The organism is Prevotella sp. khp7, from assembly GCF_900109055.1.
In the GTDB taxonomy this organism is placed as follows: Bacteria; Bacteroidota; Bacteroidia; order Bacteroidales; family Bacteroidaceae; genus Prevotella.
The window spans coordinates 101,807-115,078 of sequence record NZ_FOIV01000002.1; the positions used below are offsets into that span (position 1 = coordinate 101,807).

The following is a 13,272-nucleotide window of genomic DNA, read 5'->3' on the forward strand; positions in this document are numbered from 1 at the left end:
AGAGATTATAAGAATAATCGTTCATAAATTAGCAAAAATGTTTCATTGAAACAAAAATAGAACGCAATGAACGAAATTTTGACGCTGCACGCACAATATATTAGTAATTTTGTGCAGAATTTAAAATCAGATTTGAGTACTAACAATTAAAACAAGCGACAATGAAACAACTAAAGAAACGATTTCTGAGTTTTGCACTCATGCTCGTGTGTACAACTATGATGTACGCGCAAACGCAGATTAGCGGAACTGTGGTCGATGCTACTGGCGAGCCCATTATCGGCGCCACAGTGATGGTGAAAGGTACCACGAGCGGTACAATTACCGATTTCGACGGTAACTTTAGTGTAAAGGTGATTGAGGGTGCCCCCCTCGTATTCTCGTACATTGGTTTTGAGACACAGGAGCATCCCGCCAAGAATGGCATGAAGGTTACACTGAAAGACAATGCCAAGGAACTGGCAGAGGTGGTAGTAACCGGTTACCAGACCCAGCGTAAGGCCGATCTGACTGGTTCGGTATCAGTAGTAGAGACCAAGGACCTCAAGACCTCGTCGGACACCGACCCCATGCGAGCACTGCAGGGTAAGGTGCCAGGTATGACCATCACGAGCAATGGTTCACCTGTAGGAGCAGGTACTGTTCGTATCCGTGGTATCGGATCGTTCAATTCATCACAGGACCCACTGTTCGTTATCGACGGCGTGCCCACAACGACCAATCTGAACACGCTGAACATGAACGATATCGAGTCGATGCAGGTTTTGAAGGATGCTGCTTCGGCCTCTATCTATGGTAGCCGTGCTGCCAATGGTGTGATTATCATCACTACCCGTAGCGGCAAGAAGGGCGACAAAGTAAAAGTGGACTTCTCGGCCAACCTGACAGCTCAGTTCTACAATAAGCAGAGCATGATGAAGCTGTCGAACACTGCCGAATATGCGACTGCTATGGCTCAGGCTGCCATGAACGACGGACTGAATCCTGAGGCATACGCCAACAACTATGGTTTGACACTGCATGCAGCCAATGGCACACCCATCTCGGCTTACAACCCCGCCACAGGACAGATGGAGAGTTTCACCGTGAACGGTTTGTACGACGGATTTATGAACGCTAAGAGAACCATGCGTTTCAGCAATACCGACTGGTTGAAGGAGATTTCGCGCACCGGTTTCTCACAGAACTACGACCTGTCTATCTCGAACGCTACCGAGAAGTCGTCGGCACTGTTCTCATTCGGATACAAGAAAAACATGGGTATTCTGAAATACACCGATTTTGAGAGTTTCTCTGGTCGTATCAACACCAGCTTCAAGGTCAACAAATTGGTGACCATAGGTGAGAATGCCACTATCACATATTCTAACCAGGTTGACTGTCAGCCTCTGGAGAATGCCTTGAAGATGTCGCCAACACTGCCTGTTTATGAGGAGGACGGTGTAACATTCTCGGGGCCAGTAGGTGGTATGAGCGACCGTCAGAACCCACTTCGTGAGTTGTATCACAACCGCGACAACCGCCTGAAGATGTGGCGCATCTTTGGCAACGCCTACGTCAACGTGGAGCCTATCAAGGGTCTGCTGTTACGTTCTAACTTCGGTCTCGACCTCTGGTCGGAGAATATCCACAGCGTGACATACACCTGGCACTCTGACGTGGTAAACAACTCTACCCCATCAGCCAACATGGGTGCTAAGACATCGGTTAAGTGGACCTGGTCGAACACTGCCAACTATAACTTCACACTTGGTACCGACCATTCGTTCATCGTACTGGGTGGTATGGAGCTCCACAGAGATATCAATGACTGGTCGAATGCCTACGCACAGATGTTTGCCATTGAGAACTACGACTATATGTATCCCGACGCAGCCACCGGTACACAGCGTGCAACTGGTATGCAGGAGGGCTACAATCTGGTATCATTCTTCGGCAAGCTCGATTATAACTTCAAGGATCTGGTACTGGCTTCGTTCACTATCCGTCACGACGGTTCTAGCCGCTTTGGTGAGAACAACCGCTACGGTACCTTCCCTGCTGCCACACTCGGTTATCGTATCTCACAGCACTTGAAACTGAGTTGGATTGACGATCTGAAGATTCGTGCATCATGGGGACAGACTGGTAACCAGGCTATCTCGAACTATGCACGCTACGGTCTTTATGCTGCTACCTACGGTGGTGGACGTAACGAATCGACTGCCTACGACCTGAATCTGGCCGGCAGCGGCATATTCCCTTCAGGATTCCGTGCCACACAGGCCCAGAACAACAACCTGAAGTGGGAGACTACCGAGCAGTGGAACGCTGGTCTCGACTTCCGTTTCTTCGGCAGCTCACTCTATGGTACATTCGATACCTATATTAAAAAGGTGAAAGATATGCTGATCAACCCTGCCTATCTGGGTTCGATGGGTGAAGGTGGTGCCAGCTGGCTGAACGGTCCAAGTCTGCAGAACTGGGGTATGGAGTTGGCACTCGGCTACCGTCATACGACACAATACGGTTTGCAGTACAATATCAATGGAAACATCGATTTCTACCGTTCAAAGGTGACCTATCTGCCTGAGACCACAACGGGTTCTTACGTTCACACAGCCAAGCAGAATCTGGTAGAATCGAAGAAGCCCTATGGCTCTATCGTTGGTTACGTGGTTGACGGATTATTCCGGACCCGTGAGGAGGTTATCGCAAGCGGTCAGGACAATGCCCGTGTAGGCGGTTTGAAGTATGCCGACCTGGATGGTAATGGTGTCATCAACGAGCAGGACCAGACTTGGATTTTCAATCCAGTACCCAACTACTCATGGGGTTTGAATGTGGACCTGAGTTATAAGAACTTTGATTTCAACATGTTCTGGCAAGGCGTAGCTGGTCAGGATGTATATAACGACCAAAAGTTCCAAACCGACTTCTACAGTCTGACCGATGCCGGTTCGAACAAGGGTAACCGTATGCTGGGTGCATGGACCACTGCCAACACCAGCAGTACCATCCCAGCCTTGACAACCAACAACACTGGTAATGAGAACCGCACCTCGACCTACTTTGTAGAGAATGGTTCTTACGCCAAATTACGTCAGGTACAGTTGGGTTACAATCTGCCAAAGAGTTTTATCAACAAGCTGAACATGTCGAGCGCTCGTGTATATGTTTCAGGTCATAACCTGCTGACTATCAAGAGCAGCTCACTCACCTGTTCAGATCCAGAGAACCCACGCTGGATGTATCCTAACAGTACCAGCATCTCACTTGGACTCCAGGCAAGTTTCTAAGGATTGAAGAACTGAAGGATTAAAGAATTGAAGGATTAAAGTTTTTAATAGCAATACAATTATGAAGACAATATATCAAGCAATCTGCGCAGGTCTGATCGTTTGCGGTACGCTCACATCGTGCAACGATTTCATCGACGTAACTCCAAAGGGTGTTATCAATGAAGACATTGCCATGAGTCAGCCCGAAGAGATGGTGACTGCTGCTTACGCCAAATTGGGCGACGACTGGTACACCTATCCGTTTAACCTCTGGCCTTATGGCGACGTATCATCAGACGATGCCATGAAAGGCGGTTCGGGTACTACAGATACAAACTACCACCCAGTAGAGGTATGGTCAACCCTGACAGCTTCTACGCCCGATCATATGGACGAATTGTGGTATCACTTCTATTGTTCAATCAGCCGTTGTAACCGTGCATTGGTATCACTGGCCAACAGTACGACTATGGACGAACAAACAAAGGCCATCCGCGAAGGCGAGGTTCGTTTTCTCCGTGCCCACTTCTATTTCAAGCTGGTGCAGCTCTGGAATCAGGTGCCCTGGATCGACGAAGAGGTTTACAAGGTTCACTCTGAGGAGCAGACCCGTAACGATGAGTTTTCACACGAAGAGCTGATGCAGAAGATTGTAGCAGACTTCAAGGCCGCCTACGATGTACTGCCTGTACAACAGCAGCAGGGTGGACGTGCCAACAAGATAGCAGCTGCAGCTTATCTGGCTAAGTGCTACCTGACCATGGCTTGGGGCGACGGCTACGAGGCCAATACCGGCGTAAGCCATATCAACAGTCAGTATATGCAGGAAGTACTGAAATACACACAGGAGGTTGCCAACTCACAGTATGGCTATCTGGAGGACTTCGGCGATATCTTCCTGCCTGAGTACAAGAATTCAAAAGAGAGCATCTTCGCTGTCCAGCATTCTGACTATCAGGACGACAACACCCTGTATGGACGCGCCAACTGGAGTAACATGCTGAATGGCTGCTGGGGTATCTGGTCGTGCGGTTGGGACTTCCACAAGCCCACACAGAACCTGGTGAACGCATTCAAGACCAAGGACGGTCTGCCCATGTTTGATAATTATAACGATCAGATCGACTATCCTATCAACGGTGTGCCAACAGCCCAGAAGTGGGATCCACGTTTGTTCCACACAGTAGGTATGCCTACATTCCCATACAAATACGAGGCTCAGTACACCATGACTACCGACAACTCTCGTACACCAAACACCTATGGCTACTATGCCTCTCTGAAGGAAGTGCCACAGCGTTCTAAGGGCGAGACATTCGACAACCCATGGCAGGCATTCGCCATGAACGACTATGTACTGCGCTATACCGACGTGATGCTAATGCGTGCAGAGGCACTGATTGAAACAGGCTCACTGGAAGAGGCTCGTACCATCATCAACAATATCCGTCAGCGTGCTAAGAATTCTGTAGCCAAGCACATTGCATACGCTGCCGACCAGTGCAAGATTGCCCTCTATCCCACCTCGTATTTCCAAGATAAGGAGACTGCCCGTAAGTGTCTGCAGTGGGAGCGTCGCTTGGAGATGGCCATGGAGAGCAACCGCTTCTTCGACCTGCGCCGCTGGGGTATTGCTTCGAAGACCCTGAATGCATTCTTTGAGACCGAGAAAGATGTTGTTTACAACGAACAGACATACGCCCAGTATTATAAGGATGCCCACTTTACGCCAGGCAAGAATGAGTACTTCCCACTGCCTTACATCCAGCTCTACTACGTTCCTGGTCTTTACACCCAGAACAAGGGATACAATTAATAAATGGATAATTGATAATTGACAATTGATAATTAAGGATTATGAAAAAGATATCATTCATTATAATGGCGATGTTTGCCTTAGTCCTGACCGCCTGTCAGGACAAGGACATCGACCGTGAGGCCATGAAGCTCAGTGCTCCCGATGCATCACAGATCACAGGTCAACAGTCGGGCGACGACTACATCTGGTCGTGGCCAGCCCAGAACGCTCAGATGCGAGTTGCGATCTACCGCAATGGAACCATTTCGAATACAGAGACCGTCAGCGGCAATACCTTTACACATAAGAATGTGCCCACCAACGTGGCATTTGAGTATGTGTTCAAACTGACCGATGGCAGCAACGTATCTGCCGGTGTTGTCAAGAACTACACCCGCGAAGGTGCAAGCAGCATCAGTGGCGTACAGATGAGTCAGCTTGACAAAGACGGCGGTTACGATGCCTTGGTTACTTGGAACAAGGCAACCGATGCCACAAGTATCATACTGACTGCCACTAACGGTGTAAGAACCATTACAGAAACGCTGGCTGGTACCGACACCCAATATCTCATTAAGGACGTTGAGACAGGCGACACTTGGGAGGTGAAACTGGTAGCCCAGAACGAAAAGGGCACATCGCTGTCAACCACATCATCGCTCCGTATCGGTAAGACCGCCATCGGCTTCCTGAGCATCTACGCCACTCCAGATGAGCTAGTAGAGAAGGGCGACGACGACGAGGCTTCGGCTTGGCTCTGGCTGCACGAGACCTATCCTACAGCACAGTTTGTTCCATTCGCAAGCATCACGTCTGCCGACGTCATTGAGCCATTCCGTGTGCTGTTCTGGCTGCGCGACCTTGAGGGTGTCAGCGAAAGTGACGTATGGAATATTCCTACCGACGTACAAGCTGCCACACCTATCATCAAGGAGTGGTATAAGAACGGCGGAAGCATGCTGCTGTGGAGTCATGCCACCGTATATGCAGGACACCTGGGACGTATCAATCTCGATGAGATGAAGGGCAACGACCATGCCTTCGGATTCGGTGAGGGTGGCATCAACAACGACGTGTGGAAGATGGCTGTTGAGTTGAATCCCGATCACAAGTTCAAGAAAGATCACTCTTCTCACCCCATCTATAAGGGTCTGGAAGTAGAAACCACTCCCGACACCAAACTCATTGCCTTCAAGGGACCAGGTTGGACTGAGGACCACAACTGTCTGTACTTCAATCTGCCTAGTCTGTGGACAGGTATCGGCAACACCGAGGAAGCCTGCTATGCCCAGTGCACCAGCACCTTTGGCGTATATCCACTCGGCACATGGGACAGTCAGATCTGGTGGGTAAGTCAGATGAATGTCTGGGAGGCTCAGCAGGGCAACACCGAGTTCAAGGGCACACTGCTCTGTATCGGTAACGGTGGCTGCGAGTTCTCGATGAAGAATGCCGACGGTACTCCTGACAAGAGTGCTCATCCAAAGAACAATATCTATCAGGACAATGTCCTTACGCTCGCCAAGAACTCTCTTGAATATCTGAAGACACGATAATAATTTGAGTTAGTGATAAAGATCATGAAGAAATTCTTGAATTTCTTTTCTGCAATGATGGTAACCGCTGGTATGGCGGTTACCATTCTTGGTTGTTCAAGTGATGATCCCAAGAAAGAACAACCTGCTCCCGAGCCACCAACGCCCGTGGATCCTGTGCCCCCTCCTGCACCTACACCAAGCAGTTACACAGAATTATTTCGTCCACAGATACACTTCACACCAGCTAAAAACTGGATGAATGACCCCAACGGTATGGTGTATGCAGATGGCGTATATCATCTGTTCTACCAATACAATCCACAGGGTAACAGCTGGGGCAACATGTCGTGGGGCCATGCCACCAGTACCGACATGATTCACTGGACTGAGCAGGCTGTAGCCCTGACACGCGATGAATTAGGCGACATCTTCTCTGGTTCGGCAGTCATCGACGCAAACAATACCGCAGGTTTCGGTGCAGGTGCCATGATAGCATTCTACACCTCGGCCAGTGATGCTGGACAACAGCAGAGTATGGCCTACTCTACCGATGGAGGTAAGAACTTTACACGCTACACCGCCAACCCCGTTATCAAAAATAATGATGACCGCCAACGTGACCCCAAAGTATTCTGGCATGCCGACTCACAGCAATGGATTATGTCGCTGGCCAAAGGCTGGAGCAAAGGCATTGAGTTTTTTGGCTCTACCGACATGAAAACATGGAACAAGCTAAGCACGTTTGTGATGGACCTGCCTGGTCGTCCCGACCTGCAATGGGAGTGCCCTGATCTGCTACAGTTCGGTGATAAGTGGGTGCTCATAGTTAGCGTGAACCCAGGAGGTCCGATATTGGGCTCTGGCACCATGTACTTCGTAGGACAGTTCGACGGCAAGGAATTCAAAGCCGACGCACTCGACTATCCGCTTTGGCTCGACTATGGTATGGACAACTATGCAGGCGTGACCTGGAGCAATACCGGCGACAGGAAAGTGCTGATGGGGTGGATGAACAACTGGAGCTATGCAGGCGATGTGCCTTGTTCGCCTTGGCGCTCGGCTATGACGCTGCCTCGTGAACTGAAGCTAACTGAATATGCAGGCAAACCATTGCTCTGCTGTCCTGTAGTGAACGAGATTGACAAGATTGCAGGCAGTTGGCAGAAGGCTAATGCCACTATTGACGCCAAAGATGCCTATCAGCTACGCCTGACGATAAATCTCGATAAGAATTCGACGATAACGCTGAGCAATAATAGCGACGAGAAGTACGTGATAGACATCCTTGCTACAGCCCGCACGCTCAAGGTTCATCGCAATGCCACAACTGGCCGAACGAATTTCAATGGCAGTTTCTCCATTCCTTCGATGCAGGCTCCACTCAATACCGATGGCAATAAGGTGACACTCGACCTCTTTGTCGATCAGTCGTCGGTGGAAATTTTGACGAAGGAGGGTACCATGTCGATGACCAATCTCGTCTTCCCCCAGAGTATTTATAACAACCTGAATATTACTGGTGCTGATTACGAGGCTGAAGTCCGTCAACTCAGCAGAATTTGGTAAAAATACAAGTATGATCGCTTTCTAGCAATCATTCTCTTGCAGCCAGCAGGTGAGCACTTGACAATACTCCTTGTGAGCATCAATAAAACAGGTGTGACGGGAGTGGCGGAACAAATGCCACCTGCTGCTTGGTATATGCTCGTAAAGCGAAGCGGCTACCACGGGGGTACAGATGTCGCGCGTGCCACTACAGATGAGGGTTGGCTGAGAGATTTGACCTAACTGATCCGTATATTCGAAGTCCTTCAGACTACCAAGGGGCTGATACTCATTAGGTCCCCAGCCATAGAGGTAGGCTTCTGTACCTGAACGCTTCGGACGCTTGAGGCATTCGGGCGAATGTTCATCTACACTTATCACAAACTGCTCGAAGTAATGCTCGTTGGCGCGCAGGTAGTCGGGATCATCCCATTTGCCCGTAGCCTCAGCACGACTGATGGCAGCCTGGTCTTCGGCCGACAGATATTTGATAAGTCGATGCTGCTCACTGGCCCAGAGACTGCTGGAAGCATGACCAGAAGAAAGAATAAGCGATTTGATACCTGCTGGCTGATGGTCAACGACATACGCAATAGCCTGCATGGCGCCCCACGACTGACCAAGAATATGCACAGAGTCAAGATGCAGATATTCACGGATGGCGATGAGTTCGTCGATCCAGGTCTTCTGGGTCCACAACTCAGGGTGACCATCGAGATAGGAGTTGCCACAACCTATCTGATCGTAGGAGATGACCTGCCGCCCCGTGTCGGCGATACTATCGAGCACCTCGAAATAGTTATGCGTACTCCCAGGGCCACCGTGAAGTAACAACAAAGGCGCTTTCTCTGATACTTCACCCACGATGCGGTAGTAGGTTTTGTATCCCATAAAGGGCATATATCCCTCTTTAATCTTTTGACTGTTGTTCATGTCGCAAATATAGGCTTTTTTCTGTTAATATCCAAATTTTGTGGCGATTAATTTCATATCAGAGTTGGATGAACCCAGAGGTATCAGATTGAAGAGAGATATCTATCAATAATCGTTCATTGCACAGAAAAATGTTGCAATGAACGATTTTTCGTAGGAAATGTAACATAAATTATAGGGTATAAATATGATTTATAGTACATTTGCAGCAAAAATCTAAAATCGTACAACAAATAATGAATAGCAAAATGAGAAAAACAGTACTCATGACAGTTGCCACAGTGCTGACTTATGTATCGGCAATGGCACAGGTAACACCTATGGTGCTTGGCGAAAAGCATGTGATGCTACGAGTGGAACAACCAAGCAAATACTTGCTGCTGCCTGTACAGGAGACAGAAGACATTGCGGCGATTGCCGTACTGAACGGGAAGAACGAGATGATGCAACGCATCAATGTGAAACTGGCAGTTGATCGTGTTGACTATTATGTGCCCTACGAGTTGCGAGATGCCAAGCTGCTTGACGTCGAGTTTCATGGCGATCGCCGACTCAAAGGTGCTGTTGCTGAGTTTGCCTGTTGGAAGGAAATCAAATACTCCGATACATATGACACCACAAACCGTGAGCATTTCCGCCCCGTATATCATCACACCCCAGCTTATGGTTGGATGAATGACCCGAATGGGATGTTCTATCAAGATGGTGTATGGCATCTCTTCTATCAGTACAACCCTTATGGTTCACAATGGGAGAACATGCACTGGGGGCACTCTACGTCGAAAGACCTGGTGCATTGGGAAGCACAGCCACTGACTTTCGAGCCCGACTGGTTGGGTAGCATCTTCAGTGGCTCATGTATCACCAACGGAGATGATGTCGTAGCCTTCTACACCTCAGCCGGTCACCACCAGACACAGTCGATGGCTATCTCTAACGACGGTGGAATGACGTTTAAGAAATATGAAGGAAACCCTATACTGACCAGCGACAAGCCCGACTTCCGCGACCCCAATGTATTCTGGTTTGAAGGCACCAAACGTTGGATCATGATTCTGGCAGTAGGTCAGGAGATGCAGCTCTACTCGTCAGAGAACCTGAAAGACTGGAAATACGAGTCAGGTTTCGGTCAGGAGTATGGCAATCACGGTGGCGTATGGGAGTGTCCCGACCTGATTCAGATTGGCGACAAGTGGGTGCTTATCTGCAACATCAACCCCGGAGGCCCCTTCGGCGGCAGCGCCACACAGTATTTCGTGGGTCAGTTTGACGGCCATAAGTTTACTTGCGAGTCGATGCCCAAGGTTACGAAATGGCTCGACTATGGTAAAGACCACTATGCCACGGTATCGTTCTACAATGCCCCGGAGAAGCGGCATGTAGTGCTGGCATGGATGAGCAACTGGCAGTATGCCAATCAAGTACCCACCAAGCAATATCGCTCAGCCAACTCTATTCCCCGCGACTTAGGTCTCTTTACCTGCGGCGAAGAAACCTACGTCAGTGTGACGCCATCAAAAGAGATGCTGGCCGTTCGTGGCGCAAAGATAAAGAAACCGACAGATGCCTGTGAAATAGTGATCGACCTCAAGAATCAAGCAGAAATCATACTGTCGAACGCTAAAGGTGAGCAGGTAGTGATGACCTACGACGCTCCCAGACAGTCGTTCAAGATGGACCGTACCAAGAGCGGTATCGTTAACTTTAGCGAAGCATTCCCTTGCGTGACCACAGCCCCGACATACGGCACCATCAAGCAGTTGCGCCTGTTTATCGACCGCTGCAGCATTGAAGCTTTCGATGCCGAGGGAAAAATGGCTATGACCAATTTAGTATTCCCATCCGAGCCTTATAATAATATTAAGGTAAAAGGTGGCAAAGTAACAATCTACGAAATAAAGTAAAGACATATGAAGAAATTTGCGCTTATCCCTGTGATGTTCTGCTTCTTTGCCATGGGCTTTGTTGACCTGGTTGGCATCGCATCGAACTATGTAAAAGAAGACCTCCAACTGAGTGACTCTGTAGCCAACGTGTTCCCATCACTCGTCTTTTTCTGGTTTCTAATCTTCAGCGTGCCCACGGGAATGCTGATGAACAAAATAGGCAGAAAAAACACCGTACTGCTATCCCTTGCAGTAACGATCATATCACTACTGCTACCCCTATTTGGCGAGACTTTCGCTATCATGCTCTGTGCGTTTTCGCTTCTGGGTATTGGAAACGCCCTGATGCAGACATCGCTGAACCCGCTGGTATCAACCGTGATGAGAGGTGGCAACCTGGCATCGACACTCACCTTTGGGCAGTTCATCAAAGCCATCGCCTCGTTCCTGGCACCATATTTGGCCATGTGGGGTGCCACACAGGTTCTACCCTCATTCGGATATGACTGGCGCGTACTCTTTGCCATCTACTTCATCGTAGGTATCCTGGCAGCAGCGCTGTTGGCAGTAACCCCAATTGAGGAAGAGGAGAAGAGCGAAGGTAAGGCTTCGACATTCACCGAGTGCCTGAAACTACTGGGTACCCCTATCGTACTGCTGTCATTCTTCGGAATCATGTGCCATGTAGGTATCGACGTAGGTACCAACACCACAGCACCAAAAATCCTGATGGAGCGATTGGGGCTGACCCTGAACGATGCTGCGTTCGCTACCAGCCTGTACTTTATCTTCCGTACCATCGGTTGCCTGACCGGCTCTTTCTTCCTGCGTGTATTGCCTAACCGCACCTTCTTTGTGATCAGTGTGATCATGATGGCACTGTCAATGTGCGGACTGTTTATTGGCACTGAGAAATGGACGCTCTATACAGCTATCGCCCTGGTGGGCTACGGCAACTCAAATATCTTCTCTATCTGTTTTGCACAGGCACTCACAGCCATGCCACAGAAGCAGAACGAGGTGTCGGGTTTGATGATTATGGGCTTGTTTGGAGGTACGATTTTCCCACTGATGATGGGATTTGCCAGCGATGCCATCGGACAGGCTGGAGCAGTAGCAGTCATGGCTATTGGCGTGGTTTATCTGTTTACCTACGTTGGAAAGGTAAAAAAATAAAAAGGTAAAACAGTAAAAAGGTAAGAATTTAAAATCATAAGTATTATGAAGAGATATATCGTTGGCCTCGGCGAGGCTTTATGGGATGTTCTGCCCGAAGGCAAGAAACTGGGTGGTGCACCAGCAAATTTCGCCTATCATACAGCACAGTTCGGATTGGACACTATTGCCATCAGCGCACTTGGCGACGACGCGCTGGCCGAGGAGACCATTGAGGCGCTGAAAGAGCACAACCTAAACTACCTGATGCCCCAGGTACCCTATCCTACCGGTACGGTACAAGTGACGCTAACGGGCGACGGCATACCCACCTATGACATTAAGGAAAACGTAGCATGGGACAATATCCCCTTTACCAATGAGATGGAGGAGATAGCCAAGAATGCCCGTGCCGTTTGTTTCGGATCACTGGCACAACGCAACGTGATAAGCCGAGAGAACATCCGTAAATTCCTGGACGCCACGCCAGAAGACTGTTTAAAAATCTGCGACATCAACCTGCGTCAGCAGTTCTACTCGAAAGAGATTCTCGAGGACTCGTTCTGCATCTGCAACATCCTAAAAATCAACGATGAAGAGTTAGTTGTTGTCAACCGCATGTTTGGCTACGACAGTCTGGACATGCGCGACACTTGCCACCAGATTGTAGAGGACTACCACTTAAAAATGCTGGTACTGACCTGTGGCACCAATGGCTCGTATGTTTTCACCGACGATGGTCTGTGCTCATTCCAGGAAACACCAAAGGTGGAGGTAGCCGATACCGTAGGTGCCGGCGACTCGTTTACAGGTTCGTTCTGCGCCTCGATCATCAACGGTCTGCCTGTTCAGGAAGCCCATAAAATCGCCGTCAGAGTAAGTGCCTTTGTATGCACCCAGAACGGCGCCATGCCTGTGATTCCAGATGAGCTAAAAAAGTAAATATCCAAAATCAGAAAATGATATGTCGGAGTGGCAAAAGCGCTACTCCGACGTTTTTTTTTAGCTTCTTTAACCTAAAAAGAATCGTGTGCGCACAAAATATTGCTAAATGCCACTTGTCAATTCAATAATAATTTGTATCTTTGCAGCGCTTTTCAAAAAAGTTATATATAACAAAAGGATAATATTCACAACTTAAAATAAAGATTAGTAAT

8 protein-coding genes are annotated in these 13,272 nt (G+C 48.9%); 7 read left to right on the forward strand and 1 reads right to left on the reverse strand.

Translation table 11 applies throughout. The annotated features are described in order from the left end of the window. The first annotated feature begins 161 nt into the window (after positions 1 to 161). The 4 genes from BMX82_RS04140 to BMX82_RS04155 all read left to right on the forward strand — a co-directional run bounded on the left by BMX82_RS04140 (position 162) and on the right by BMX82_RS04155 (position 8,162). Positions 162 to 3,278, forward strand: a complete 3,117-nt coding sequence (locus BMX82_RS04140) for a SusC/RagA family TonB-linked outer membrane protein (protein WP_091766392.1) — start codon at positions 162 to 164, stop codon at positions 3,276 to 3,278. A gap of 61 nt (positions 3,279 to 3,339) precedes the next feature. Then, positions 3,340 to 5,076, forward strand: a complete 1,737-nt coding sequence (locus tag BMX82_RS04145; protein ID WP_091766395.1) for a RagB/SusD family nutrient uptake outer membrane protein — start codon at positions 3,340 to 3,342, stop codon at positions 5,074 to 5,076. Positions 5,077 to 5,117: 41 nt separating this feature from the next. Next, a complete protein-coding gene (locus BMX82_RS04150) occupies positions 5,118 to 6,614 on the forward strand; it encodes a DUF4960 domain-containing protein (RefSeq protein WP_091766398.1) in 1,497 nt (498 codons plus the stop codon). A gap of 24 nt (positions 6,615 to 6,638) precedes the next feature. Next, a complete protein-coding gene (locus tag BMX82_RS04155; protein WP_051949685.1) occupies positions 6,639 to 8,162 on the forward strand; it encodes a glycoside hydrolase family 32 protein in 1,524 nt (507 codons plus the stop codon). A 21-nt stretch (positions 8,163 to 8,183) separates the two neighbouring features. On the opposite strand, the gene pepI is transcribed toward BMX82_RS04155, so the two are convergent. Continuing rightward, on the reverse strand, positions 8,184 to 9,074 hold the full coding sequence (gene pepI, locus BMX82_RS04160) for a proline iminopeptidase (protein ID WP_091766403.1): 891 nt from the start codon (positions 9,072 to 9,074) through the stop codon (positions 8,184 to 8,186). Between the two features lie 248 nt (positions 9,075 to 9,322). Between pepI and BMX82_RS04165 the strand changes: the two genes are divergently transcribed. From BMX82_RS04165 to BMX82_RS04175, 3 genes are read left to right on the forward strand one after another with little or no spacing between them, the layout of a single operon-like run. Further along, a complete protein-coding gene (locus BMX82_RS04165; protein WP_091767250.1) occupies positions 9,323 to 10,978 on the forward strand; it encodes a glycoside hydrolase family 32 protein in 1,656 nt (551 codons plus the stop codon). A 6-nt stretch (positions 10,979 to 10,984) separates the two neighbouring features. Beyond that, a complete protein-coding gene (locus BMX82_RS04170; RefSeq protein ID WP_036910491.1) occupies positions 10,985 to 12,136 on the forward strand; it encodes an MFS transporter in 1,152 nt (383 codons plus the stop codon). A gap of 45 nt (positions 12,137 to 12,181) precedes the next feature. After that, positions 12,182 to 13,057, forward strand: coding sequence for a carbohydrate kinase family protein (locus BMX82_RS04175; protein WP_036910492.1), 876 nt, complete (start codon positions 12,182 to 12,184; stop codon positions 13,055 to 13,057). Positions 13,058 to 13,272 lie beyond the last annotated feature (215 nt).

Excerpts from the sequence above, each read along its gene's own strand:
- pepI (WP_091766403.1), bottom strand. The coding sequence starts at position 9,074 with ATGAACAACAGTCAAAAGATTAAAGAGGGATATATGCCCTTTATGGGA.
- BMX82_RS04165 (WP_091767250.1), top strand. The coding sequence starts at position 9,323 with ATGAGAAAAACAGTACTCATGACAGTTGCCACAGTGCTGACTTATGTA.
- BMX82_RS04155 (WP_051949685.1), top strand. The coding sequence starts at position 6,639 with ATGAAGAAATTCTTGAATTTCTTTTCTGCAATGATGGTAACCGCTGGT.
- BMX82_RS04170 (WP_036910491.1), top strand. The coding sequence starts at position 10,985 with ATGAAGAAATTTGCGCTTATCCCTGTGATGTTCTGCTTCTTTGCCATG.
- BMX82_RS04140 (WP_091766392.1), top strand. The coding sequence starts at position 162 with ATGAAACAACTAAAGAAACGATTTCTGAGTTTTGCACTCATGCTCGTG.
- BMX82_RS04145 (WP_091766395.1), top strand. The coding sequence starts at position 3,340 with ATGAAGACAATATATCAAGCAATCTGCGCAGGTCTGATCGTTTGCGGT.
- BMX82_RS04175 (WP_036910492.1), top strand. The coding sequence starts at position 12,182 with ATGAAGAGATATATCGTTGGCCTCGGCGAGGCTTTATGGGATGTTCTG.
- BMX82_RS04150 (WP_091766398.1), top strand. The coding sequence starts at position 5,118 with ATGAAAAAGATATCATTCATTATAATGGCGATGTTTGCCTTAGTCCTG.